The sequence below is a fragment of the Sorangium sp. So ce887 genome, assembly GCF_051521455.1.
In the GTDB taxonomy this organism is placed as follows: Bacteria; Myxococcota_A; Polyangia; order Polyangiales; family Polyangiaceae; genus Sorangium.
In genome coordinates this window covers 10,733,087-10,758,941 of record NZ_CP150354.1, presented here as the reverse complement: position 1 = coordinate 10,758,941, position 25,855 = coordinate 10,733,087, and the positions used below count along the sequence as shown (strand labels likewise).

Below are 25,855 nucleotides of genomic sequence, written 5' to 3'. Positions count from 1 at the left end.
CTCGGGGTCGTCTTCGGGCGGTGGAGGTCTGAAGGCCTGTGGCAGGCCGTGAGAGATGTGTCGAACCGAGCCACAGGTTGGCCTGTTCGATATCCTCCTGAGCTCAGGGGAGTCACTCCGCTGTTGCTCAGCTCGGTGTGCGGCAGAGCGCTGGCCGCTGGAGATGTGCCCGCTCGGGCATGGTGGTTGCTTCAGTGTAGGGCATGAAAACGTTCACGAGGGTCAGCGTCGTTGCTTTGGTCCTGGGTCTCTCGTTCGGCGCCGGTTGCATTGCCAGCTCCGGGGAGGAGCAAGCGTCTGCACAGCAGCAGCTAGGCGCGGCGCCGGGGGCCGACGGGGTGTGGCTCTCCACGGAGTTCTCTTTCGGGTTCTGCGCGGGCGAGTGCATCACGACGGTGTCCCGAGACGGTGCGGCGCTCGAGTTGAAGGCCTGCACGCGCCAGGGGGACTGCCGCCGCTCGAACTCCGCGACGCTGACGGACAAAGGGTCGCGCCACGTCGCGGAGGCCGAGGGCGCGCTGGGCGGAGTGCCGCTCGACGCGCGCTACGGTTGCCCCGACTGCGCCGACGGCGGCGCGACCCGCGTGAGCCTGCAGCGCGACGACCTTTTGACATCGCACCAGTACGAGTACCCGAACGCACCGGCGCCTCTGGAGAACCTCGACCGTCTGGTCAAGGAGCTCAAGCTGGGACTCGACACCTGTACGCCGGGACCGCTCTTGCAGCTCTCGCAGGCGTGCACGCCAAGGTGAAGCGGCGCCCTCCTGCGCGCCGAGGGTCGATGATCTCGCCGTGGAGAGGGGCCTGACCGGCCTGGACGTCGAGGCCCTCACGTGGCTCGCCCCCTCCACGTGGAGGCCCGCCCGGGGGGAACATCGTCGCCGCGGCGCGCGACGGGGCACCGAAACTCTGGCATTGAATGTGTGCCATGGTCGCCGCTCGCGTCCCCGCACGCATCCCCCCGACGAACGCACCGCTGCGCGCCGTCGCACGGCAGACCTTCAGTCGCGTCGCCGGCGCGCCGCTCATCGGTGGCAACACGGTCGATCTGCTGATCGACGGCCGAGCGAACTTCGACGCCTGGCTTGCCGGGATACGGGCCGCGCGCACCTCGATCCTGCTCGAGAACTACATCTTCGACGACGACGCGCTGGCGCGCGAGCTCCGCGACGCGCTCAGCGAGCGCGCCGCGGCGGGCGTCCACGTCAGCGTGGTCCGCGACTGGTTCGGGTGCCTGGGCGCGTCGACGGACCACTTCTGGACCCAGCTGCGCGCGGCGGGCGGGGAGGTCCGCACCTACAACCCGTTCAGCTTCACCAGCCCGTTCGGCTGGGTGGCGCGCGATCATCGCAAGCTGCTCGTCGTCGACGCCGAGGTCGGCTTCGTCTCCGGCGTCTGCGTCAGCGGCAAATGGCTCGGCGATGCGGCGCGCGGCGTGCCGCCGTGGCGCGACACAGGCATCGCCGTGCGGGGGCCTGCGGTGCGCGCGCTCGCCGATGCCTTCGCCGACAACTGGGCGAGCCTCGGTGAAAGCCTGCCCGCCGATCTGCCTGTCCTCGCAGGGATCCCGCCGGCGGTCGGCCATGTGGACTTGCGCGTTGTGGCGAAGTTGCCGAGCACGACCGGGCTCTACCGGCTCGATCAGCTGGTCGCCGCGCTGGCGCAGAGGACACTCTGGCTGACGGATGCGTACTTCGTCGGCGTCGCGCCATACGTCCAGGCGCTCACGGCAGCGGCACGCGATGGCGTGGACGTGCGCCTGCTCGTCCCCGGCACGAGCGATGTTCCGGCCATCGGCGCGCTGTCGCGGGCCGGCTATCGCCCGCTGCTCGAAGCCGGGGTGCGCGTCTACGAGTGGAATGGCTCGATGCTCCACGCGAAGACCGCGGTGGCCGACGGCCGCTGGGCGCGCGTGGGATCGAGCAACCTCAACGTCGCGAGCTGGCTGGAAAACTGCGAGATCGACGTGACGATCGAGGACGAGGAGTTCGCCGGGCGCATGCAGGCGCAGTACGAGGAAGATCTCCGCGGCGCGACCGAGATCGTCCTCCACGCGCGGCGTCGCGCGCGCCACGACAGAAAGCGCCGCCTGCAGGGAGCCGGGACCGGGCGCTCCGCCGCGGGCGCGTTGCGCCTCGCGAACACCGTGGGCGCGGCGATGACGAACCGCCGTGTCCTCGGCGCGGCCGACGGCGCGATCCTGCTCGGCGGAGCGCTCTTGCTCCTCGGCGGCGCGGCGGTCGCCCTGTGCTTTCCGCGCTTGCTCGCCTGGCCCCTCGCCGTGCTCGCGCTGTGGTCAGCGATCAGCCTGCTCATCAAGTATGTGACCCTCGCTCGCAGGGCCAAGGCTGCTGCTTCATCGCCGCGCGCGCCGTGACGCGGTCGAGCTCGCCAGCATCACTGTTCTGCCTGCTACGCTCCGGCCGGCCCATGCGACACGTGGGCGGTACGGGATGTGCACCCACGCGGACCACGCGACTCACGCGAAACCTGGCTGGTGCGAAACCTGGCGGGGAGTTACCTCGAGCTGGTAGTAGCCTCGAACGGTCCCTCCTCTCCACCGGGGTGTCGTGGGAATGAGCCTCACGCCGCCCGTTGGCTCGATCGGAGAGGGGCCATTGCCTGGAGCGCAGACATGTTGAAGGTGGCGATCATCCTGGGGAGCACGCGGCCGGGCCGCAACGGCGAGGCCGTCGCGAAGTGGGCGCACGGCGTGGCGACGAAGAAGGGCGGCGCCGACTACGAGCTCGTCGATATCAAGGATTTCGACCTGCCGCTGCTCGACGAGCCGGCGCCCCCGTCGATGGGGCAGTACACGAAGCCTCACACAAAGGCGTGGGCGGCAAAAATCGACTCGTTCGACGCCTTCGTGTTCGTCACGCCGGAGTACAACCACGGCACCTCGGGTGCGCTCAAGAACGCGATCGATTACCTGTACAAGGAGTGGAACAACAAGGCGGCTGGCTTCGTGAGCTATGGCAGCGCGGGAGGGGTCCGCGCCGTCGAGCACCTCCGGCTCGTGATGGCCGAGCTTCAGGTCGCGGACGTCCGCGCGCAGGTCACGCTCTCTCTGTTCGACGACTTCGAGAATTTCAGCGTGTTCAAGCCCAACCCCCGCCACGAGGCGTCCGTCGGCAAGCTGCTCGACCAGCTGCTCGCGTGGGCCGGTGCGATGAAGACTCTCCGTAACAAGTGAGCAGCACGCGCTCGCGCAGCCGCGAGACGTCCCCCGCACGCAGCTGGATGCGGCCCATCACCGGGGCATGGTATCCTCCCTGGATGCCTTCCCACCACCTCGCGCAGGTCAACATCGCCTTGCCGCTGGAGCCGCTGGGCTCGGCGCGGCTGGCCGATTTCGTGTCGGCGCTGGCCCCGGTCAACGCGCTGGCCGACGCCGCGCCGGGGTTCGTGTGGCGGCTGGAGACCTACGGCGGCGACGCCACCGCGGTGCGGGCGTTCGGCGACGACCGGATCCTCGTGAACATGTCGGTATGGGAATCGGCAGAGGCCCTGTCCGACTTCGTGTTCCGCAATCCGGAGCACGCCGCCGTGATGCGCCGCCGCCGGGAATGGTTCGTCTCGATGAAAGAGGCCATCTCGGTGCTGTGGTGGATCCCGGCCGGGCACATCCCGACCGTGGCGGAGGCCGAGGAGCGGCTCGATCACCTGCGCCAGCACGGACCGACGCCCCGCGCGTTCACCTTCCGCAATCAGTTCCCCGCGCCGGACGCTCAGGCCGCCCCCGTCCCCGCGGACGGGGCGCTGCGCTGCCCGGCCGGCTGAGCTGTCAGCGCCGGCCGGTGAGGACGGGGGGGCCCGCGCCGCGGGGGCTCACGCCGCGCGCCCCGGCGCGATCCGGAGCAGGTCGAACTCCGCCACGAAGCCCTCGCCCGTCGGGCTGCAAGCGTAGAGGCCGCACTCCACCTCGCGCGCGCCGTCGTCCTCGTGCAGGTGGGCCACGCGGATCTGCGTCCATGCCCCGCCGTCGTCCGAGCTCTCGACGATGTAATCCGGCCCTTCCCGCCGGACGCGCAGCCAGATCTCGCGCCGATCCGAGGGGAACGGCTGGGTCGACCAGTCGCTGTAGCCCGCGTTCGTCACCACCGCGCCCAGCCGGCTCGGGCCGTCCGGCTCGAACTCGACCGACGTCTTCAGCCAGCACGACGCCGCGATCCGCACCATGAGCCCTGCCTGATCGTACTGGTGCGCGGGCCGGAACCGCACATGGCAGGTCATCACGAAGTCGCCGCCTGTGCGGGTGAAGAGGAACGGCCCGTTGTCGGTGCGGAAGCCGTAGTGCGTCCGCTGCCAGTAATCCGTCTTCGCGCCGGGCTCGACCACGAGCACGCTCCGCTCCGGATCCACCGCCCAGCGCGCCGGCGGGTTGCGCCACGTGAGCCGCGGGTCGATTCCGAGCGTGGTAAAGCCCTCTTCCAGAAGCTGCCCTGTCATGACGCCGTCCTCCGCAAGCCGCACCTCGTGCGATCCGCCCGTGCGCGTGCGCGGGCGCGTGCGCGGGCCGGGAGCCTACCACGGGCGGCGCCGCACCTGCGGGCGCCATCGCGCGATCCAGCTGCGCTGCTCGCGCGGCCGCTCACGCCGAGGGCGCGCGCGGGCCGAGCACCGCGTCGTGGAGCTGGTCGAGATCGAAGGGTTTGGCGAGGAACCGCGCGAGCCCGAGGTCCGCGGCGAGCTCCGAGATGTCCACCGCCGCGCTCACGAGCACCACGCACACCCCCGGATCGACCCGTTCACGGATCGCCTTCACGCAATCGCAGGGAGAGAGCCCGGGCATGAAGTAGTCGCACAGCACCACCCGCAGCCGGTCGCGCTCGCGCTCGAGCAACGGGAGCGCCTGGGCACAGTCGGCGACCTGGATGCATTGGAGCCCCCACTCGTTCAGGCTGAGGGCGATGAGCTCCCGGAAATCAGGGTCATCGTCGATCACCAGCACGCGGTTTCGCAGCATGTTCCCTCTGCCAGCTAGCGTCGGAGTTCCAGCGAAAAGACCATGAGTTCACCGGGCCTCCGCTCGATCCAGAAGCTCGCGCCGTGGAGCCGGGCGATCCCCTGGACGAGGTAGAGGCCGATGCCCGTGCTGCGCGGCTCGTCACGCCGCCCCTCGAACGCGACGACGGCGAAGGGCTCCAGCAGCTTCTCGAGGTCCTCCGGGAGATCGTTCCCGCCCCGGACCTCGATCGTGATGAGCACACGCGAGGCGGAGGCGGCGTCGATCGTGATCAGCACCGGCTCGTGCTCCAGCGCGACCGCCACCGCCTGAACGAGCAGGCTCCAGAGGGCCTGCTCGAGGAGCTCGGGATCGCCCAGGAGTTGCGCGTCTCCGCGGGGTACCAGGTGAATCATGTGATCCTTGGCCGCGAGCTCGAGCTCTCCGATCACGCGGCGGGCGAGGTCCTCGAGGTCGATCGCCTCGGGCTTGAAGGGGAGCTCGCCTCCGGACATGCGCGCCGACCACAGGAGATCCTGGACGAGGCGGCCGAGGCGCGTCGTCTGGCGATCGATGATCGCGAGGGCGCGCTCGCGGACGGCGGTGTCGTGCCGGTGGGTGAGCGCGACCTGCGAGAACCCCTTCATGATGGTGAGCGGCGTCTTCAGCTCGTGCGCGGCGACGGCGAGGAACCGGTCGCGATCCTTGTCGCGCTCGGCGATGGCCTTGAAGCTCGTGTTCAGCGTGTGGGCGAGCACGGCGAGCTCGTCGTCGCCCCAATCCCCGAGCGGCTCGTAGACGCCGCGCTCGCGAAAGCGCTGGACAGCGGCCACCATCCGGCGGACGCGCGGCGCGATCGCGCGGCGTACGGCGAGGCCGAAGAGCGACGCCGCCGTGATACCCCCGAGGCCGACGGCCAGGAAAAGGAGGAGGATGAGCCGCCGGTTGTCGTCGTAGGCGCCGTAAGCGACTTCCATGTAGCGCAGGTTGATCTTGTTCAGCTGGACAAGGGCGGCGCTGAGGTCCTCCACGTCGGTGCGCCGCAAGGCGGGCGCGGCCGGCGCCGGACCGACGAGCCCGGTCGTGCGCTCGAGGCTCGTCACGACGGAGGCGATGATGTTCACCGCCTGGCGCTCTTTCTCCAGCAGCTTGAGCTCCCCGGCTCGCTTGAGCGCGGCGCGGAGCTGGCCGGCGTCCGGTAGGGTCGAGGTCGCCGTCAACCAGTCCTGCTGGTACCGATCGATGAAGGATCGGAGCCCCATGATCGGCTTCCGGGCGTCCTCCGAGACGTCCGATGAGGGCCGAGCGAGCAGGGCGTAGAGCGCGTTCGATGACTCGATGCCGGTGCTGATGACGACGAGCGGCGGGAAGATGTAGTGACGCAGATAGGCGGCCTCGGCGGTCAGCCGCTTGAACGCGACGATGGACGTGATGATGCCCAGGGCGGCCAGGAGCAGCTGGCTCAGCACGAGCAGGGAGAGGCGCCTGCCGATGGACATCTTCATCGGATGCGCGTTGCCCCCGCCGCTCGGAGGCGAGCCCGCGTGCTGAGCACGTTGAGACCACCGAGACATCGGCCAGCTCCTCGGTGTCGCCGTGAAAGCAAGGTGGGCACCACGGCAACCGGCAACGTCGAACCGGCCTTCGCGATCGCCCGGCCCCGGTCGCTCGCCGCGTAGTCCATCCATCGACGCCGTACGGCGCAGGGGTCGCTCTCACTGCGGTCGTCCACACCTGTCAGGAGCAATTGCGGGCGGCCGGGCGCGCGTGACAGGCCGGCATCCCCGCCTGACGCCGGTCCCTCGCCTCGCCTCGCTGCGCCCCGTCGCGCCGCTACTGCGGGCGCCCCTGCGCGATCCAGCTCTCGACGAGCTGGATCTCCTCCGGACCGAGCGCGGGCAGCCCGAGCGGCATCCCGCGCACCGCCGGATCCGCGCGGTCGGCCTCCTCCGCTTGCCGCGCCAGGAGCGCGGCGACAAGGCGCGGGACGCCGTCCGGCCCGCGGGAGAAGACGCTCCGCCGCTCGCCTTGATCGTCGACGTAGCCCGCCGCGATCCCCTCGTACGTGGCGATGTTCAGCCCGCGCGGCTTGAACCCGAACCCGCCCGTGTTCCCCGGCCCGCCGTCGCCGAGCGCGTAGTCGGGCTCGGAGTGGCAGTGCCTGCACGTGCCGCGAAATACCCTGCGGTCCACCTCGTCGTAGGTCACCCGCCGCGACAGCGGCGGCAGCCTCGCCGGCGCGCTCGCCGGCGCTCGCGGCGAGAGCTGTGCGGTCACGAGGAAGGCCGCGAGGTCCCGCGCCTCGGCGGGCGACATCGGGACCTGGGGCATCGGCGTGCCCGGCTTGATCGCCCCGGGATCGAGCACCCACGCGACGAGGTCCGCCGGCTCCATCCGGTCGCGCGCGTGCCGCAGATCCGGCGCCAGGGCGACCGCGGCGCGCGTCTCCTTCTCCATCGCCTTCACCGGCGCGACCGCCGTCAGCCCGGCCGCCCCGGTGAAGGCGTGGCAGGTCCCGCACCCCTTGGCCTCGTAGAGCTCGCGCCCCCGGGCCGCGCTCGCGCCCCCGAGCGGCTCGCGCGGCCGCTCGCGGCGATCGCGCGTGAGGTAGGCCGCGATGTCGCTCGCCTGCTCGGGCCCGATCGCGAGCCGCGGCATCGTCGCGTGCAGGCGCGGGCGGAGGTCGTGCGGCGAGAGCAGGAACCCGCGGATCCAGTCGCGCCGGAGCCGGTCGCCGGCGGCGGCGAGCGACGGGACGTCGCGCAGCTGCACGAGGTTCTCGTTCCACCGCTTCATCGCCGCGGCCGGCGCCTGGAACCGCCCCGCCGCGATGTCCTGATGGCACTGGACGCAGTGGGCGTCGCGCGGCGCGGGCGCCTGCCCGGTCCCGTCGTGGCAGCGGTTGCACTGGTACTCGGCGACGAGCCGCTGCCCGCGCCCCGGGTCGCCGGCGGGCGCCGCACTGACGGCGGACGCGGCGCCGGCAGCGGCCGCCGCGACGCCGCCGCCCGCGGAGAGCGGCGCGGCGGGCTCGGGCCCCCGCGCGTCCTCGGAGGTGCACGCGGCGGCGCCCGAGGCGAGCGCGACGAGCGCGGCGAGCAGCGGACGGGCGCGCATCGGCGTCAGCTCTGCGGGCGCGGGTCGATCGCGCGGCTCGTTCTACAGAGGGCCGTGTCCTTCGCCATCGTCTCGCACCGGCCGACCGCCGCGTCGTGCCCCGCGCTGTCCCCGGACAGCGCGCGCAGCCGCGCCAGCGCCGCGTACGCCTCGGGGCTCGCCAGGAGGTCCTTCTCCGCCAGGCCGGCGAGCAGCTGCAGCGCCTCGCCGCGGTGCTCCGGCGCCCTGGCGAGCGCCTCGCCCAGGTCGGTCTGGAGCGCGGGCTCGTTCTTCCGCTGCTCGTTCAGCCGACGCAGCGCGCGGATCGACCAGTCGACGTTCGCCTTGCGCTCCTCGGCCGACGCCCCGCCCCACGTCTCGAGCAGCTCGCGCGGCAGCTCCGCGCGGACCTTCAGCGCTCCGTCCGCGCGCGCGGTGGCCACGGCGAGGACGCGGAAGGCCCGGTTGAGCAGCGGGTCCCTGTCATGGGAGATCCGCCGGATCTCGGGGAACATCCGGATCACGCTCCCCGCGGCCGCCGCGACCCGGCCGTCGCGCAGGGCCTGCTCGGCCTGGGCGACCCCCATCACCCGGTGATCGATCGCGGGCATGATCTCCTCACCACCGCAGGCCGACGCGTCCCCCGAAGGGACGAGGGCGGACGCGATGAGCGCACAAAAAAGCGTGAGTCGAACGGCGGGACCATTCATGGAAGGACCTCCTCGGGCAGGCTGCGTCGGCGCGCCCCGTCGCATGTCGGGCGCCACCGATCGGCTGTGACAACGCCCAGCAAAAAAAAGTTGCTCCTCGATCGCGCCATCTTCTGCGCACATCGGCTCGGTCCGCCGGGTCGATGTGCGCAAAGGTGCGCGCATGAGCTCGATCGCCGGGTTGCCTTGGTGCGCTGCCCGGTGTCCAATGCGGCCTTCCACAAGGAGATCCGGCATGTTGAAGAAGCGGCGCCTCGCGATCGCGGTCCTGCTGGCCCTCGCCAGCGCGCTCCCGGCGTGCACCCGCAGCAAGAGGGCGGACTGCGCGAGCCCCGAGGTGTTCTGCGTGGGCCTCGTCACCGACATGGGCAAGATCGACGACAAGTCGTTCAACCAGTCGGCCTGGGAGGCGATCCAGCGAGCGCAGAAGGAGCTCGGCGCCACGACGCAGTACATCGAGACGACGGATCCGAAGGATTACCCAAAGAACATCGGGACCTTCGCCGAGGAGCAGTACGACGTTGTCATCACGTCGGGCTTCGGGCTCACCGAGGCGACGCACGCCGCGGCCGATCAGTTCAAGGGCGTCAAGTTCATCGGCATCGACCAGTTCCAGGCGACCTCCAAGCCGAACGTCGTGGGCCTGGTCTTCCCGGAGGACCACGGCGGCTTCCTCGTCGGCGCGCTGGCCGCGATGATGACCAAGTCGGGGAAGATCGGCGCCGTGCTCGCCACCGACGCCGTCCCGCCCGTCTATCGCTTCGGCGAGGGCTTCCGCGCCGGGGCGCGCCACGTCAAGCCGGACATCGAGATCAGCGTCGTCTACCACAACGACGTTGGCTTCGATAAGACGTTCACCGATCCCGAGTGGGGGAAGACGACCGCCGTCTCGATGATCGACAAGGGCATCGACATCGTCTTCGGCGGCGGCGGCAAGACGGGCAACGGCGCGCTGCTCGGCGCGGCCACGAAGGGCGTCTATGCCATCGGCGTCGACACAGATCAGTACTACACGGTGCCCGAGGCCCAGAAGGTCCTCCTCTCCAGCGCCGTCAAGCTCATCACCGAGGGCACCTTCGACCTCGTCAAGATGGCCAAGGAAGGCAAGCTGCCGGCCGGGAACTTCGAGGGCAAATCGGGGTACGCGCCGTATCACGATCTCGACAGCAAGGTCCCGGCCGAGGTGAAGGCGAAGATGGAGGAGCTCCGGAGAGGGCTCCTTGACGGGACGCTCAAGACGACGGTGCCGCCCACCAAGGACGCCAAGGGGCAACCGTGATCGCCCCGAGCTGCCGAGGATGCGAGACAAGCTGAACCGGCTGTTCGCGCCGCTGCTCCTGCCGGCCCTCTCGGTGTTCACCGCGATGGTCCTGGGCGGCGTCCTCATCGCCCTGGCCGGGGGCAACCCGCTCGAGGCCTACGCCGGCATGCTCGAGGGCGCGTTCGGGTCGCCGCGGGCGGTGAGCGAGACGCTCGTGTGGGCGACGCCGTACATCCTGGCCGGCCTGTCGGTCTCGCTGGCCTTCCGAGGGGGCCTGTTCAACATCGGGGCCGAGGGGCAGCTCGCGTTCGGGGCGCTGTCCGCCGCCTGGGCCGGCCACTGGCTGCCGCGGCTCGTCGGCGGCGGCCTGCCCGCGGCGCTGCACGTCCCGCTGACGTTGCTCCTCGGCGCGCTGGCCGGCGGGCTGTGGGCCGCGGTGCCCGGGTGGATCAAGGCGCGCGCCGGCGGACACGAGGTGATCAGCACGATCATGCTCAACTACGTCGCCCTCAACGCGGTCAGCTTCCTGCTGAACGGCCCGATGAAGGATCCCACGGCGGCCAACGTGCTGTCCCGCACGCCCCTCATCGACGAGAGCGCGCGCGTCCCCGTGCTCGTCGACGGCTTCCGGCTGCACTGGGGCTTCCCGCTCGCCCTGCTCGCGGCGGCGCTCGTGGGCTGGGTGCTGCAGCGGACGGCGTTCGGCTTCGAGATCCGCACCGCGGGGCAGAGCCCGGACGCCGCGCGCTACGCCGGCGTGCGGGTCGGCCGCACCGTGATCGTGACCATGGCGCTCTCGGGCGGCCTCGCCGGGGTGGCGGGCGCCATCGAGGTGAGCGCGCTGCACCACCGGCACGAGCTCGGGTTCTCGCAGGGCTACGGCTTCGACGCGATCGCCATCGCCCTCCTCGGCAAGGCGCACCCCGGCGGGACGGTGCTCGCCGCCCTCCTGTTCAGCGCGATGCGCAGCGGCGCGACCCGGATGCAGTACCTCACGCAGGTCCCCATCGACGTGATCTCGGTCATCCAGGCGCTGATCCTGCTCTTCGTCGCGGCGGACACCCTGGTCCGCCGCATCTACCGCGTCCGCGCCCGCGGCGAGCGGCTCGTGCTCACGCGCGGGTGGGGCGGCTAGAGGGCGAAGATGGTCTATCGACGCTACGCATTCATCGCGGTGGTCGTCAGCGTGCTGGTCCTCGTCGTGGTGCTCGTCGGCGCGTCGCAGGTGCCGCCCCTGACGATCGTGGCCAGCATGGCGGCCACGACCCTCGCCGTGGCCACGCCGCTCACCCTCGGGGCGCTCTCGGGCGTCTTCTGCGAGCGCTCCGGCGTCGTGAACCTCGGCATCGAGGGGATGATGCTCGCGGCGGCGTTCTCGGGCTGGTTCGGGTCGATCTACGCGAGCGCGGTCCTGGGCATCCCGCCGCTGCCGAGCCTGCTGCTCGGCGTCGTGATCGCGGTCGCGACCGGCGCGCTGCTGGGCCTCTTGCTCGCCGCGCTTGCGGTGACCTTCTCCGTGGACCAGATCCTCGCGGGGACGGTGATCAACTTGCTGGCCGTCGGGCTCACCGGCTTCTTCAACCGACAGCTCTTCTTCGGGCCCGCGAGCGCGTTCGGCGGCCAGGTGCCCCACGCGCCCGGCGTCCTGCCGCGCCTCCACGTCCCGCTCCTCGCGGACCTCCCGGTCGTCGGCCCCGTGTTCGAGCAGCAGCCGATCGCCGTCGCCGCCGTCGTGCTTGTCGGGCTCACGCACCTCGTGCTGTTCCGCACGCGGTGGGGCCTGCGCGCGCGCGCCGTGGGCGAGCACCCGCGCGCCGCCGCCACGGTCGGGATCGACGTGGTCCGCGTGCGCTACGTGAACGTCGTCATCGGCGGCGCGATCGCGGGGCTCGGGGGGGCGTACTTCACCCTGGAGTCGGTCCCGTCCTTCGAGCCGATGATGACGAACGGGCGCGGCTTCATCTCCCTCGCGGCGATGATCTTCGGCGACTGGACGCCGTTCGGCTCGTGGGCCGCGGCGCTCGTCTTCGGCGCGGCGCAGGCGTTCCAGATCAACCTCCAGCTCTTCCGCGACCAGATCCCGCCGTCGTGGTCCTTCCTGCAGCAGTCGTCGGTCGTCGGGCTCGTGCCGTATCTCTTGACGCTCCTCATCCTCACCGGCGTCATCGGCAAGACCACGCCGCCGGCCGCCGACGGCCAGCCCTACGAGCCGGAGGGACGGCGGTGAAGGCCGTCCTCGAGGCCCGGGGGATCACGAAGCGGTTCTCCGGCGTCCTGGCGAACGACCGGGTCGATCTCGACCTCGGCGAGGGCGAGATCCACGCCCTGCTCGGGGAGAACGGGGCCGGCAAATCGACCCTGATGAACATCCTTTACGGGCTGGTGCGCCCGGACGAGGGGGAGCTCCGCCGGAGCGGGCGCCCCGTCTCGCTGCGGTCGCCGAGCGACGCGATCGCGCTCGGGATCGGCATGGTGCACCAGCATTTCATGCTCATCCCGGTGTTCACGGTCGCCGAGAACATCGTGCTCGGCGCCGAGCCGGTGCGCCGCGGCCTGCTCGACCGCGGGAGCGCGAGCGCCGAGGTCCGCGGGCTCTCGGCGCGCTACGGGCTCGACGTCGACCCGGACGCCCGCGTGGAGGACCTCCCGGTCGGCGTGCAGCAGCGCGTGGAGATCCTCAAGGCGCTTTACCGCAAGGCGGAGATCCTGATCCTCGACGAGCCCACGGCCGTGCTCACGCCGCAGGAGGCGGACGAGCTGTTCCGCGTGCTGCGGGGCCTCACGGCGCGGGGGGTCTCGGTCCTGTTCATCACGCACAAGCTCCGGGAGGTGCTCGCGGTCGCGGACCGGGTGACGGTCATGCGCGCGGGCAAGGTGGTGGGCGCCGCGATCCCGGCCGAGACCGACGAGCGCGGCCTGGCGGCGATGATGGTCGGCCGCGAGGTGGTGCTCCAGGTGAGCAAGGCCCCGGCGCGCCCCAAGGCGGTCGTGCTCGAGGTCGAGCGCCTCGGCGTCGCGGGCCGCCGCGGGTCGGGCGGCGACGCGGTCCGCGAGGTGAGCTTCTCGGTGCGCGCCGGCGAGATCCTCGGGATCGCCGGCGTGCAGGGCAACGGCCAGACCGAGCTCGTCGAGGCGGTCACGGGCCTCTCGCCGGCGCGCGACGGGCGCGTGCTCCTCCGCGGCCGCGACGTCACCGGCGCGCTGCCCCGCGCCCTCATCGAGCGCGGCGTCTCGCACGTGCCCGAGGACCGCCAGCGTCACGGGCTCGTGCTCTCGTACTCGGTCGCGGACAACCTCGTGCTCTGCACCTACCACAGGGCCCCGTTCGCCGTGCGCGGCGTGCTCCGCGACGACGCCCGCGAGGAGAACGCGCGGCGGTTGATCAAGACCTATGACATCCGCGCGCCCGGCCCGGGGACGCCTGTCTCGGCGCTCTCGGGCGGCAACCAGCAGAAGGTGATCCTCGCCCGCGAGATGAGCCGCCCCGTGGAGCTGCTCGTGGCCAGCCAGCCGACGCGGGGCGTGGACGTGGGGTCGATCGAGCACATCCACCGCGAGATCGTGGCGGCGCGCGACGCGGGGGCGGCGGTGCTGCTCGTGTCGGCGGAGCTCGACGAGATCCTGGCGCTGTCGGACCGGATCGCGGTCATGTACCGGGGCGGGATCGTGGCGACGCGGGACGCGGGCGCTGTCTCGCGGACCGAGCTCGGGATGCTGATGGCCGGGGTGCTCCCCGGCGAGGCGGCGCCGGCGCCCGTCGCCGGCGAGGAGGCGGCGCCGGCGCCCGGCGTCGGCGAGGAGGCGGCGCCGGCGAGCGCTGCGGGCGGGGTCGAGGAGGCATGAGGGGGCTCGGCGCGCTTGCCGGGGCGGCGCTGCTCGCGGCGGCGGCGGCGGCCTCGTTCGCGCCGCCGTCCGCCGCCGCGGGGGGCGCCGCGCCGACGCTGGAGCAGTACCGGTATTACCGCGCGCTCTCGCTCGACCTGAGGGGGCGGCTCCCGACGCGCGAGGAGCTCGCGGAGATGGAATCGCCGGGCTTCGACCTCGACGCGTGGATCGAGCGCCACCTCGACGGCCCGGGTTACGTCGAGCGGCTCACGCGCCTCTACATGGATGTCCTGCGGCTGGAGCTCGGCCCGGTGGGGCTGTTCGCGCCGCCGGAGACGACGCTCCGCCGGGCCGAGGTGCTCGGCCCGGACGGCGAGCGGCTCTATGTCTATTTCCGCTACAACCAGCGCCGCCTGCTCCCGCTGATCGACGGCGACTTCTGCTTCTCCGAGGCCGAGAGCGGGCTCCGCGGGAGCTTCGCCGGCTTCACGGGGACGCCCAAACCCATCTCCCAGCGGCTGCTCGACGAGCGGACCACGGTCGTGCGCCCGTTCTGGCTTTACCGCGATTACCTCTCGGTCGTGCCGACGCAGCGTTACGGCGCCGGGTGGAAGGACCCTGACAGCGCCTATGTCCCGCTGCCGCAGCTCCTGGTCGAGCCCGACGGCAAGACGCCGACGGTCGAGGTCCGGGTCTGCAAGGAAGAGGCGCAGACCGCCGAGGTCGGCCGCATCTACGCGAGCGACATCCCCCCGTTGCCCAAGGGGGCTCCGCTGCCTCCGGGGCGCGCGCGCCCGCCGGTGCCCGAGGATCGCTATGCCAGGGAGCACCGGGGCGAGCCGATCTCGTGCCGGAGCGCGCTCGCCTTCGCGATGAGCGTCGACTGCGGCTGCGGCATCGGCCTCGAGCACTGCCTGCCGGGCGACAACTCCGGCAGGGATCCGCGCGCCTTCGCGCTGCCGGCCCATGTCCCGCTCGGCATCGAGGCCCCGATCGGCGCCGCGCCGCACACCGCCTCCGGCTGGAACAGGTTCTGGTGGTCGCAGGAGGCGATTCACCTCATGCAGCACGTCTTCCGGGCCGACCGCGACTTCCGGGAGATCCTCACCGGGCGTTACACGTTCATCAACGGGCCGCTCGCGCAGTTCTATCGATCGAGCGCGCCCGCGGCGTGCTGCGGGCTGCACAAGTCCTTTGCGATGCGCGAGGACGAGGCGCCCCTGTTCTTGTCGGGCGCGGTGCCGCCGGTCGTCGCGCCGCACGACGTCTCCGACTGGACATTCATCCCCGATCGCGGGCCGCGCGCGGCCGGGATCGTCACGACGCCTGTGTTCCTCACGAAGTATGCCTCGCGCCGCGCGCGCGCGGCCGCGCTCTACAGCGCGTTCCTGTGCAAGAGCTTCGCGGCCGAGCACGCGGAGCTCCCGCCGTCGAACGAGCCCGATCTCATGGTCCGGCCGGGCTGCTCCAGCTGTCATGCGACGCTGGAGCCGCTCGCGGCGTATTTCACGCGGGTGGAGGAGACGACGTGGACTTATCTCCCCGCCTCCCGGTTCCCGATCGAGAACCCTGTTTGCAAGCTGAACGCGGAGGGCAAGACGGGCCAGGCGTGCCAGCGCTTCTACGACCCTGATTTCTCGAGCCGGGAGCGCGGCGTGCTCCGGGGCGCCTATGCCTCGCCGGAGCACGCCGAGCGCGGCCCGGCCGGCGCCGCGGCCGATCTCACGCGCATGCCCGAGTTCGCGTCGTGCGCCGTCGAGCGCGTCACCGAGTCGTTCCTCGGGCGGCCGCTGCGCGACGAGGACGGGGCCCTGCTCCGCGCGCTGCGCGAGCGGTTCGTGTCGCGCGGCTACCGGATGCGGCCTCTGGTCGAGGCGATCGTCCGCGCGCCGGCCTATGCGCGCGCGAGCAACGTGCGGCCTGCGCTGGAGCGCGGCGGCGCCGAGCGCGGCGGTGCAGCGCGCGTCGGGGGCGCGCGGTGATGCGCGGCCGGGTGAGGGCCTTCGCCCTTGCCGGGATGGCCGCGGTGGCGGGCGCGTGCGCCCCGCCGGAGGCGGTCGCGCCGCGGCCTGCCGCGCCGCTCCGGGAGACGGGGCGCGTCGCGCAGAGCCGTAACCCGAAGCAGGATTTGCGGCTCATCCCGGCCGAGGCGTACCTGAGGACGTATCTCCGGCTCTTCGGCGGCCTGTCGCCGGCCGAGGTCGAGCGCCGCGCGCGGGGGGACGACAAGTCGGCGCTCTTCGACACCTGGGAAGACTACCTCACGGCGCTCGGGCTCCCCGATCACGGCCTGGATCTCCCGCGCGGCGCGCAGACGAACGCGCTCATGATGGCGGCGTTCGAGCGGCTCGGGATCGCGCTCTGCGACCGCGCCCTGGAGCACGACCTCAAGGCGAGCGCGCCGGTCCCGATCGAGCGCCGGCTCATCTTCGCCTTCGACCTCCCCGCGCAGGACCTCGACGCGGCGGCCTTCGCCCCGCGCTTCGACGTGCTGCACCGGACGTTCCTGAGCTACCCGGCGCGCCTCGCGCCGCCGGACCGGGAGGCGAGGTTCTTCGCGCTCTACGAGGGCACGGTCGCGCGGCACCGCGCGAAGGGCGCGCCGAAGTCGCGGTTCTCGCCGGGCGAGGCGGGGTGGGCCGCGGTGTGTTACGGGCTCGTGCGGCACCCGGAGTTTCACCTGTATTGACGTCCGGCTGGCACGAGGGCGCGCCGCGGGGTCTCCTGTCGTCCTAGACATCCGGCAGCGCCCCCGTTCGCTCTGGCATGGCTGGGACGGAAACTCCGCTGGATCGGTAGAGCGCGCAGGGCGCCTGCTCGGCCGGGGTCGTGAGCACGACGCGACGCTCTCGCGAGCGCCGACCTCGACCACCGAGCCGCTCGCGCCCGGCGCCGAGACAGCGCGCGGGGTCGAAGCGGCTCGGGCCGGCTTGCGCACGGGGGGCATTGAGGGGCATGTTGCTCACGAGAGGCATGGACTGGAGCCGGTTCGACGCGCACGGGAAGGACGAGCCCGAAGCCTTCGAGGCCTTCGCCGGCCAGCTCTTCGAGCGCTGGTGCCGGAAGGAGTACGCGGGTGAGCTCCGGGAGGTCCGGATCCCCGACGGGCGGGGGGGCGATGGCGGCGTGGACGCGTACGCCGTGCTGGCGTCCGGGAAGATCGTAGGCCTGCAGGCGAAGTGTTTTTCCGGACGCCTCGATCGAAACCGGATCGATCAGATTCACCACTCCTTTCTGCGGGCACTTAACGTACGCCCGAGCCTCGTGCGCTACTGTGTCGCCATGCCCCGTGCTCTGACCGACGATCGCGGAGGCAAGGAGGAGACAGAACGGGCGCGGTGGGATGACTGGATCGCCAAGGCGACAGCGATTGCGCCGAACGTTGAAGTCGCTCTGTGGGACAGGGCGAAGCTCGAGGCTCTGCTCGGCGAGAACGAAAACGAGGGGCTGCACGCGTACTGGTTCACCGACAGCGTCCTCACACTGAACGATCTGACCCAGCGCTTCGAGGCCGCATGCCGTGGCTGGCTCAACAACGTGCGCTACGATCCGGACCTGCACGCAACCGGCCGGCTGGAGGAAGATCTCGCGCTTCGTCTGGGGGAGCCCGAAGCGCGCGCGAAGATCCTCCGCTATGTGAAGGAGGCAACGACCAAGCTGGAGGCGCTTCGCGAGGACGTGGCTCGCCTGGAGCGGCTGTCGACTTTCCGGCGCGATGTCCCCGACGCGGAGCAGCTCCGCGGGGTAGCCCTCGACGCCTTGGGCCGCATGGTCGATGCGGGTAAAGCGCTGGCACACGCGCTCTGTCACGCCACACCCCTCCCGGAGCCCATGGAGCCGAGCGAGCACGACGAGGAGCACCTCCGGCGGCTCGCCACGGTGCTCCGCGATCTCGAACGCGACCGCTTCCTCCACATCCCGACGCGCGCCATCCGCGAGCACCTGGATCGCTGTGTCGACGAGATAGGGCATCCCTCCTCGTTGCTTCGCGCTGCATGGGCACGCGGGCGCGGAGCGCGGCTCCTCGGCGCCTATGTCGGTGCGCCGGGCGTCGGGAAGACCTATGGCCTCGCGCATGCGGTCGAGCAGCGTCTGAGCCGCGGGATGCCTGCGGTGATCCTCCGCGCCTGGGATTGCCCTGTCGAGGACGGGTGGGACGTGATCCTTCGTAAGGCGCTGGATCAACCGCGCTCCCGGCTCTCCGAGATCCTGAATGCGATGGAAGCAACGGCGACGCGCGCGGATGTGCGACGGGCGCGGAGGTCGGTGCAAACCCCGTATGACGCCGCTGACGTCCAGGGTTCGGCCCAACCGTCCAGCTCCGCGTCGGGCCACGATGACGGGGTGGAGCCCGAGCCGGTCTGCTTTCTGATCGCGATAGATGGTCTGGAGGAGTCGGGGAAGCACCGCCGCTGGGCCGAGCTGCTCGGCGAGCTCTCGACGCACCTCGAGCGCCACCCCCGCGTGCGGGTCGCGGTCACCCTGCGAACGGCCAGCCGCGAGGCGATCCTGGGTCGTCTACGCGTCGACCTCTTCCACGAGATCGCGCTCCCCACGGGCGGCGAGGTCGAGACGCTGCTGCGGGAAACCTGTCGAGCGATGAAGATAGCGCTCCCGGACAGGCGAGTTCGGTGGGCGATCCGGGAGCCCCTGAGCGTGCGGCTCTACTGCGAGCTGCGCCGCCAGGTGCCAGCGCCTCCAGCAGCCTGGGGCTCTCGGCCTCAGGACGTGTCCCTCACGGCGCTGCTCGGCGAGAAGCTCCGGCGCATCGAAGAAGCGCTGCGAGACAGGCGCGGGGGGAGCCGGCGTGTCCCCCTGCGAGAGGCGCTCACGGCGATCGCCGAGGCCCGCATGACGGGCGATGCCATGAGCCGTGACGACGCAGTGGCAGTGATTCGCGCAGCGGTCCCGCCGGCGCAGGAGCTCTCGATCGACGACACCCACTGGCTGCTCGATCAGGCCAAGGAGCACGGTCTCGTGACCGAGTGGGCGGCCGAGTCGGGCGATCTCCGTCCGCCGGTCCAGCATGTCGAGCTGGCGTTCGAGCCCCTCGTCGACCACCTGATCGCCCGCCGAGCATGCGATGCGGCGCAGGACGCGCTGGCACGAGGCGAGGAGCCGCCGCTCCCCGAGGTGCTGCGGGATCGGCGCGACGCCTTGACGCAGACGGCGATCCTGCTCGCGCAGAAGGGTATCAGCCTGATTCGTTCGGGTCTCTGGCGCGATCATCTGCCGCAGGAGGAGATCGAACGCCTGGAGCTGCGGGCTATCGCCGCGGTGGATGACGGCGCGGCCCGCACCTACCACGGATGGGTGCTCGAGCGGCTGCGGGCCAGCATGCCCTCGTGCCGGCGGGTGCTGGTCGAGCTCTGCGTGCCGGTGGCTCGGGACGTGACGCACCCTTTCGGTCCCCGCTTCGTCCATGAGGCGCTCCTGCCCCTCTTGCCGGCGAGGCGTGACCAGTTCTGGTCAGGTCCGCAGCATCTGCCCGGAGACAGCGGGCAGCCGTGGGAGGGGAGCGGCGATCGGGCCTTGGAGGCGCTCACGCTCGCGGAAGACGACCCGGCGGACGGTCCGCCGCTGCTCCTGGCCTGGGCGCTCACGTCGGTGGTCACGGCCTGGCGCAGAAGCCTCCGCGCCGAGCTGGCGCGTTGGGCCTCGAGAGAGCTCGGCGAGCTCATCCGGTGGCTGGATCTGGTGATTCGCACTAATGATCCTCAAATGGCCGAGGACGTCTCGATGGTGGCCTTTGGGGCCGCCTGCCTGACCGGCGCTGATCCGAGCCTGGCGCGGCTCGTCGGGTGGGTCGACCAGCACTGGCTCGCCCCGGACGCCTCACATCGCCGCGAGGATCTTGCGGTGCTTCATGCAGCGCGCGGCATCGTCGAGCGCGCGCGCGCCGTGGGCGTCGTCGTGGATCCTGTCATCCTCGAGCGCGCGCGTCGGTTCTATGCGCCGACCGGGGAAACGCTTCCCATTGACGTCGAGGCCGCACGAGCGGCGAGCGATCATCACGGGGTGGAGCCCGTCTCGACGAGATTCGCCTGGTACGTCGTGCCTCCGGCGATCGATCCGTTCTTCCGGTATCGGGGCACGAGCGATCTTCACATGTGGTCGCCGGCGCAGGCAGCGCGGCTTGACCCGCGCGCCTACGGAATCCTGCGCGCGCATGCGGAGCATGCGGAGCTCCCCGCGCTCTCTCCGCTTCGGTTCGCGTTCGGTGCGCTCGTGGCACACCTGCGCGCGGTGGGTTGGAATGAGGCTGAGTTCTACGGCGACTCGCGTGACGAGGGGTCGGTCGCGACCGTCGGGATGGATGTGGCGATCGCGCGGTACTGCGGCGATGCCAGGGTACGTGCGGAGGTGAGCCCGGTGTGTACGGTGGCCGAGAAGTACATCAGGACCGGCTGCCGTCAGCTGCAAGCGTATCTCGCGGCGCGCGCGCCTGCGGACGTGCTCGGCGGGGCCAACGGGTTGATCGAGCCGCCTGTGGATCCAGTGCTCATCGACCTGCTCGATCCCAATCCGTCGAGCGATGCCGCCCTGCAGTCCTCCGGGGATGAGGAGCCATGGGTGTTCCGGGCGGATGACGGCCTGGTCTCCCCGTGCGCTCTACGCTCCCAGGATCAAGTGGATCGAGCCATTGAGTGGGTGACGACGGCCCCGCCTCCCGCGATCGAGCCGTGGCTTCGCATTCCGAGAGGCGCGGCCCCGCGCCTTGGACGGGACGAAGAAGACGAGTGGATCACCCTCTGGGGAGAAGTTCGCGCACGTGAACGGGAAAGTCAGGCCGACTCCACCCTATGGATCGGATCCGCCGTGACGGCAGGGCGCGACGTCGGGTTGCTGGCGGCTCATGCGCGCTCCGTGGACACATCGACTCTCGTTCGCCTGTGCCAGGATGACGAGTCGGGATGTCATGGTGTCGATCCTGCGGAGGCCATGTGGGCTCCCTGGGCGGAAGAACGCATCGGAACGTACCCGATCCCGGTGAGCGGTCGAACGGTCGAGCTCATGAGCGCCTCCGTTGAGGCCGGCTACAATGGGCCTCGTGGCATCGGGAGGTCCTGCAGGCTCCCGGCCGGATGGCTCCGCGGCCTCCTCGGCCTCGTCGAGGCGAGGCCCGTGGGAGGAGGAGCGAACTGGTGCTTCATGGATCGCGAAGGGCGCGCACAGGCCATTTATTCTCATCATTCCACGGAACAAATCACGTGGCAGAAGGCGCTGGTGGTCAGGCGCCGCGCCCTTGAGCGAGCGCTGGACGCCCGGAGTCAACGCCTCGTCTGGAGCGTCAGGCTGTTCCGTGAGCCCGCCCCCGGGATCATCGACCCTCTCTCGAGGGACGCGCCATCTGCGCTTCGCTACTGGCTCTGGCTCGCGGTCATGAGCGACCCGAGCGTTAGCGACCTGAGGATCGACGTCGTATCCTTGCCCGGTTCAGGCAGCGTTATCGGGGCCGACGAGCCCGAATCTGCAAGCCGAGCAGCCCCGGATCCGCGCAGCACTTCCGAGGCACCGATCGGCCCCGGCGACCCGGAGCTGGCCACACCGCTCTCCAGCGATCTCGATGACGATCAGGCCATCCCCTATTTTCTCTGGGACGATCCCATCCCCGTCGGCGAGGTCCGGCGTCGGCTGAGCAGCGCCTCACCGCCCGAGCGCGACCGGCTGCTCGGTAAGATCCTGCGCGAAGCTCAGGACCCGGACGTCTGGCGCTTCACCACGCCCGAAGAGGTCGCGGCGCGGTTCAGCCAGCTGGCCCGGCATCTCGGGCGACGCAAGCGCTTCTGGGAGTTTCTGCTGAAGCTATGGCACAAGGAGGGTTTACTTGAGCAAGAGCCTGCTTAGCCCGCTGCAGGAGGAGGTGCTCGCGGCCTTCTTCCGTCGCGAAAGGCGGTTCTTCGTGACGGGGGGCGCGGCGCTCGCCGGCTTTCACCTCCATCACCGGCGAACGGCGGATCTGGATCTCTTCACGACCTCGGTGGATCTCGATCATGCAGATGAGGCGCTGCGAGCGGTCGCGCAGGAGATCGGCGGCGCGATCGAGAACAAGGAGACAGCGCCCAGTTTTCGCCGCCGCCTGGTGAAGCGGGGCAAGGACCGGGTCATGGTCGATCTGGTCGTCGATCGCGCCTTCCAGGCCTACCCGGAGAAGCGCCTCTTCGGCGACATCCGGGTCGATCCGCCGGAGGAAATCTTCGCGAACAAGCTCTGCACGCTGCTATCCCGCTCGGAGATCCGCGATCTGGTCGACGTGTATGCGCTGGAGCGTGCCGGCTACAAACTGGAGGACGCGCTGCCGCTCGCCAAGCAAAAGGATGGTGGAGTGACGCCTGCTTCTCTGGCGTGGATCCTCTCGGAGATCGAGATCGGCGATGATGCCTCCATCCCGGGCGATATCCCGGTCCCGGACCTGCGGGCCTTCCTCCAGGATCTCATCTCTCGTCTGGGGCGCTTGGCCTACCCCACGCGGAGCGACGACGCCTGAGGAGCCTGTCGAGCGGCCCGTGGCTGGGGAGGCCGGATGTGCCGGCACCCGCGGTCCGCCGGACGCGGTGGCGTGGCATCAAGCGAAGGGGGACACCAGCGCACCTTCGAGCTCGCCAGCCGCCCGGGGAGCGCTGGGGAACACGCCCAGCAGCCCCGGGAACGCATCCAGCAGCGCCGGGGAGCGTACCCAGCAGCTCCGGGAACGTGTCCAGCAGCGCCGAGGAGCGCGCCCAGAAGCTCCGGGAACGTGTCCAGCAGCGCCGGGGAGCGCGCCCAGCAGCTCCGGGAACGTGTCCAGCAGCGCCGGGGAGCGTGCCCAGCAGCTCCGGGAACGCGTCCAGCAGCGCCGGGGAGCGTGCCCAGCAGCTCCGTGGAGCGTGCCCAGCGACCGCCGGCACGCGCGCCCGAGCCGCTGGCTGGCGTCCGGGATGAGCTGGCAGACGGGCTCGCTCACCTGTCCATCCACGCGGGCTGCTGCCGCAGGTCGCGTGGCGTCGAGCCGGGCGGATGGCGCCGGCGTATGCTCCAAGCGCAAGTCCATGCACGCGCACAAGCTCACTGTCCACGTTCCCAGGTCGCGACGCGTCGAGATCAGCCTTCCGGAGGATGTGCCGGAAGGAGAAGTCGAGGTCATCGTACTGGTCCAGGAGCAGCGAGCGCCGCGTTCGGTGGAAGCTGACGGCAACGAGAAGCTCCTGGCCGCTTGCCGGGCCGTCGATGCGTGGCGCGAGGACAACCCCGATCGCCTTCTCTCGAAGGACCAGCTCGACGCCGCGCTCGCCACGGAGCGTGATGGCTGGGGAGAGCGGTGAGTCGACCCCGATGAGCTCGTTCGTGCAGCGCCGGTGCACGCGCTGGCCGGCGCGTTCGTGGCAGGATCGTGCGGGCGCGGGCGGCGCCAGAAGATATCTTGAGGACCACCCGCGATGCCCCGTCATGACCCCTGCCTCCGCTGTCATGATCTCCCGCGCCGCGCGCTGCTCCAGGCCGCCGCGGGCGCGGCGCTCTCCGGCGTCCTCGGCCTGCCGGCGCGCGCGCTCGCCGCGCAGGGCAAGGCCGCGGAGGACGAGTTCTTCCTCTTCATCCATGCGTCCGGCGGCTGGGACGTGACGCTCTGGGCCGACCCGCGGAACGAGAGCAAGGGGCTCGTGAGCCCGGCGACGACCGACAACACCGACACGGCGCCGCTCCGCCTCTGGGTCGACGCGCCCGCGGCCGGCGGCGCGAGGAGCTTCGCGCACGTCACGCCGAAGGGATCGAGCCTCGCCTTCGGCCCCGGCATCGGCGGCCTCGCCGACCTCCACGACCGGCTGTGCATCATCAACGGGCTGGCGATGAACACCGTGAGCCACCCCGACGGCACCGCCTTCGCGACCACCGGGAGGCACCTGAGCGGCGGCCGCGTCGTGGCCTCGAGCGTCGACGCCATCTGCGCCAGCGCGCTCGGCGCCGGCCAGACCTTCCCCGTCGTCTCCGTGCAGTTCCCCTCGGCGTTCGTCGGCGACCGCCTCGACCGGCGCGCCGCCCCGCTCATGGTCGGGGACGTCGGCGCGATCAGCCGCTCGCTGTCCCGCGCGCGCCAGTACGACACCGACGAGGACCGCGCCGCGGTGACAGCGCTCCTCTCCGAGGAGGCCAGGACCCTCGCCGCGCGATCGAGCTACACCGACGCCTTGAACGGCTTCGCCATCCAGGCGGAAGGGCTGGGTAAGATGCTGAGCGCCGAGCTCCAGGAGGTGTTCTCCAGGGGCAAGCTCATCCAGGCGCACCCGGAGTTCAACCACAGGGCCCGCTTCGCCAGGCAGGCGGCCGTCAACGCCGCGTTCGCGATCGAGGCCATGCGGCGGAACGTGGTCCGCTGCGTGAGCTTCGCGAGCAACGGGTTCGACACGCACACGAGCAACTACCGCCAGCACGCGGCCACGCAGCAGGAGCTCTTCGACCTGATCGCCGCCCTCCTCGGCTCGCTCGACAGGACCCCGCACCCGACCCGGGCCGGCAAGAAGCTCTCGGATCACACTCACCTCCTCGTGACGAGCGACTTCTGCCGCACGCCCCAGCTCAACACCGCGATGGGCCGCGACCACTACCCCAACAACTCGGCGATGGTGATCTCCCCGCGCTTCCGCGGGGGCTTCTCGTTCGGCAAGACCGACCCGGAGCAGCTCCTGCCCGCCCCGGCGAAGGCGTTCCAGCGCGGGCCGAGGCCGATCGCCCCGCCGGACCTGCTCGCCACCTTCCTGTTCGCCTTCGGCATCCCCCCGCGCGAGCACGTGCGCGACGGCGAGGTGGTGCCGGAGCTGCTCCGGCAGCCGTGACGCTCCTGCGCCGAGCGGCGTCCCTCGCCGCGCTCACGCTCGCCGGCTGCGCCTCGCTCGCGCTCACGCTCGCCGGCTGCGCCTCCCAGGCCGCGGCGCCGCGCCCGTCGCTCGTCGTGCGCCCGGTCGTCTGGCCCGCCCCGGGGGGGCTCGGGCCGGTCCGCGCGGTCGCCGACGACGGCGACCGCGTCGTGCTGTTTCACGACGGCGCCGCGGCGGTCTTCGTGAACGGCGCGCTCGACCGGGTGGAGCGCGCGACCCACCGCTGGGTGAGCGCCGCGGCCCTGCCCGCGCCCGACGGCCACGGCACGTGGATCGTCGGCGTCGACGCCGAGGGTCGGCTGCTCAGGCTGCCGGGCCAGGGGGCGTTCGAGCTCGTCTCCGATCGCTATGGCCTCGAGCGCGCCGCGGTCCGGGCCGCGGCCGGCCTCGGCCTCGACGGCGGCGCCGCCTTCGCGCTGGACGGCGAGATCGCGGTCGCGGACGGCGAGAGCGTCACGCGCTACGCGACAGGGCCGCTCGCGGCGTTCGCGGCGGGCGGGGGGCGCGTGGCCTTCGCGCCCGGCAGCGACGGGCTCCTCGCGCTCGACGTGGCCGCGAGGGCGCTGCGATCGTACCCGCTCGCGGCAGACGGCCCCGCGCCGCTCCTCGCCGTGACGGGCGCGGGCGCGCTGCTCGCGGCCACGCCGGCGGCGCTCTACGCCGAGGACGGCGCCGGCGTGCTGCGCCTCCGGCTGCGGGCGAGCGCGGCGCTCCACGGGCTCGCCGTCTCCGGCGATCGCGTGTGGTTCGCCGACGGCGGCGAGCTCGGCGTGCTCGACGAGGCCGGCGCGCGCGCGACCCGCGGCGCGCGCGTCCCGCAGGCCGCAAGGCTCGTCGGCTCGCCGAGCGGCGACGTCTGGCTGCTCGCGTCGGGCGCCCTCCGGCGCTTCGCCGCGGACGACGACGGCGCCGGGCCCGCCTGGGGCGACATCGCGCCCGTGTTCGACCGGGCCTGCGCGCGCTGTCACCTCCCGCGCGGCGAGGGAGGCGTCGACCTCTCCACGCGCGCGGCGTGGGCGTCGCTCCGGGAGGCCATCGCGCATCGGGTCGTCCGCGAGCGGACCATGCCGCCCCCGGGGCACGCGCTCTCCGAGGCCGATCGCGCGCGGATCCGCGATTTCGTCGAGCGCATCGGGCCACCCGCGCGGCCGTGACGCGCCCGCCC

20 protein-coding genes are annotated in these 25,855 nt (G+C 71.6%); 15 read left to right on the top strand and 5 right to left on the bottom strand.

Features of this window, described 5'->3' with window-relative positions:
* Window positions 1-203 precede the first annotated feature (203 nt).
* The 4 genes from WMF36_RS40305 to WMF36_RS40290 all read left to right on the top strand — a co-directional run bounded on the left by WMF36_RS40305 (window position 204) and on the right by WMF36_RS40290 (window position 3,783).
* Complete coding sequence (locus WMF36_RS40305) at window positions 204-752, top strand: hypothetical protein (protein WP_437576148.1); 549 nt, start codon at window positions 204-206, stop codon at window positions 750-752.
* A 176-nt stretch (window positions 753-928) separates the two neighbouring features.
* Window positions 929-2,377, top strand: a complete 1,449-nt coding sequence (locus WMF36_RS40300; RefSeq protein ID WP_437576147.1) for a phospholipase D-like domain-containing protein — start codon at window positions 929-931, stop codon at window positions 2,375-2,377.
* Between the two features lie 258 nt (window positions 2,378-2,635).
* Complete coding sequence (locus tag WMF36_RS40295) at window positions 2,636-3,196, top strand: NADPH-dependent FMN reductase (RefSeq protein WP_437576146.1); 561 nt, start codon at window positions 2,636-2,638, stop codon at window positions 3,194-3,196.
* Window positions 3,197-3,279: 83 nt separating this feature from the next.
* Complete coding sequence (locus WMF36_RS40290) at window positions 3,280-3,783, top strand: DUF3291 domain-containing protein (protein WP_437576145.1); 504 nt, start codon at window positions 3,280-3,282, stop codon at window positions 3,781-3,783.
* A gap of 48 nt (window positions 3,784-3,831) precedes the next feature.
* On the opposite strand, the gene WMF36_RS40285 is transcribed toward WMF36_RS40290, so the two are convergent.
* The 5 genes from WMF36_RS40285 to WMF36_RS40265 all read right to left on the bottom strand — a co-directional run bounded on the left by WMF36_RS40285 (window position 3,832) and on the right by WMF36_RS40265 (window position 8,754).
* Window positions 3,832-4,452, bottom strand: coding sequence for a DUF1349 domain-containing protein (locus tag WMF36_RS40285; protein WP_437576144.1), 621 nt, complete (start codon window positions 4,450-4,452; stop codon window positions 3,832-3,834).
* A gap of 142 nt (window positions 4,453-4,594) precedes the next feature.
* On the bottom strand, window positions 4,595-4,969 hold the full coding sequence (locus WMF36_RS40280; RefSeq protein WP_437481941.1) for a response regulator: 375 nt from the start codon (window positions 4,967-4,969) through the stop codon (window positions 4,595-4,597).
* A 14-nt stretch (window positions 4,970-4,983) separates the two neighbouring features.
* Window positions 4,984-6,453: a sensor histidine kinase gene (locus WMF36_RS40275; protein WP_437576143.1), complete on the bottom strand. Its 1,470-nt coding sequence runs from the start codon at window positions 6,451-6,453 to the stop codon at window positions 4,984-4,986.
* A 328-nt stretch (window positions 6,454-6,781) separates the two neighbouring features.
* The gene (locus WMF36_RS40270; protein WP_437576142.1) at window positions 6,782-8,065 is read right to left on the bottom strand and encodes a c-type cytochrome; all 1,284 of its coding nucleotides are present in this window, start codon (window positions 8,063-8,065) and stop codon (window positions 6,782-6,784) included.
* A 5-nt stretch (window positions 8,066-8,070) separates the two neighbouring features.
* Window positions 8,071-8,754, bottom strand: coding sequence for a hypothetical protein (locus WMF36_RS40265; RefSeq protein WP_437576141.1), 684 nt, complete (start codon window positions 8,752-8,754; stop codon window positions 8,071-8,073).
* 235 nt (window positions 8,755-8,989) lie between these two features.
* Here WMF36_RS40265 and WMF36_RS40260 point away from each other — a divergent pair, with 235 nt between their 5' ends.
* From WMF36_RS40260 to WMF36_RS40210, 11 genes are all read left to right on the top strand, one after another.
* On the top strand, window positions 8,990-10,033 hold the full coding sequence (locus tag WMF36_RS40260) for a BMP family lipoprotein (protein WP_437576140.1): 1,044 nt from the start codon (window positions 8,990-8,992) through the stop codon (window positions 10,031-10,033).
* 19 nt (window positions 10,034-10,052) lie between these two features.
* Entirely contained in the window at window positions 10,053-11,150 is a 1,098-nt protein-coding gene (locus WMF36_RS40255) for an ABC transporter permease (RefSeq protein ID WP_437576139.1), read from the top strand.
* A 9-nt stretch (window positions 11,151-11,159) separates the two neighbouring features.
* A complete protein-coding gene (locus WMF36_RS40250) occupies window positions 11,160-12,242 on the top strand; it encodes an ABC transporter permease (RefSeq protein WP_437481927.1) in 1,083 nt (360 codons plus the stop codon).
* Window positions 12,239-13,858, top strand: a complete 1,620-nt coding sequence (locus WMF36_RS40245; RefSeq protein WP_437576138.1) for an ABC transporter ATP-binding protein — start codon at window positions 12,239-12,241, stop codon at window positions 13,856-13,858. Before WMF36_RS40250 ends, WMF36_RS40245 begins: the two co-directional genes overlap by 4 nt.
* Window positions 13,855-15,822 carry a DUF1585 domain-containing protein gene (locus WMF36_RS40240; RefSeq protein WP_437576137.1) on the top strand — a complete coding sequence of 656 codons (1,968 nt, stop codon included), beginning with the start codon at window positions 13,855-13,857 and terminating at the stop codon, window positions 15,820-15,822. Before WMF36_RS40245 ends, WMF36_RS40240 begins: the two co-directional genes overlap by 4 nt.
* Before the next feature lie 11 nt (window positions 15,823-15,833).
* Window positions 15,834-16,529, top strand: a complete 696-nt coding sequence (locus WMF36_RS40235) for a hypothetical protein (RefSeq protein WP_437576136.1) — start codon at window positions 15,834-15,836, stop codon at window positions 16,527-16,529.
* 266 nt (window positions 16,530-16,795) lie between these two features.
* Window positions 16,796-21,688: a hypothetical protein gene (locus tag WMF36_RS40230; RefSeq protein WP_437576135.1), complete on the top strand. Its 4,893-nt coding sequence runs from the start codon at window positions 16,796-16,798 to the stop codon at window positions 21,686-21,688.
* Window positions 21,669-22,328, top strand: a complete 660-nt coding sequence (locus WMF36_RS40225; RefSeq protein WP_437576134.1) for a nucleotidyl transferase AbiEii/AbiGii toxin family protein — start codon at window positions 21,669-21,671, stop codon at window positions 22,326-22,328. The genes WMF36_RS40230 and WMF36_RS40225 overlap by 20 nt, the downstream gene beginning before the upstream one ends.
* 430 nt (window positions 22,329-22,758) lie before the next feature.
* Complete coding sequence (locus WMF36_RS40220) at window positions 22,759-23,142, top strand: hypothetical protein (protein WP_437576133.1); 384 nt, start codon at window positions 22,759-22,761, stop codon at window positions 23,140-23,142.
* 114 nt (window positions 23,143-23,256) lie between these two features.
* Window positions 23,257-24,648 (top strand): DUF1501 domain-containing protein, encoded by a 1,392-nt coding sequence (locus WMF36_RS40215; protein ID WP_437576132.1) that lies wholly within the window; start codon window positions 23,257-23,259, stop codon window positions 24,646-24,648.
* Window positions 24,645-25,844, top strand: coding sequence for a c-type cytochrome (locus WMF36_RS40210; RefSeq protein ID WP_437576131.1), 1,200 nt, complete (start codon window positions 24,645-24,647; stop codon window positions 25,842-25,844). The genes WMF36_RS40215 and WMF36_RS40210 overlap by 4 nt, the downstream gene beginning before the upstream one ends.
* Window positions 25,845-25,855 lie beyond the last annotated feature (11 nt).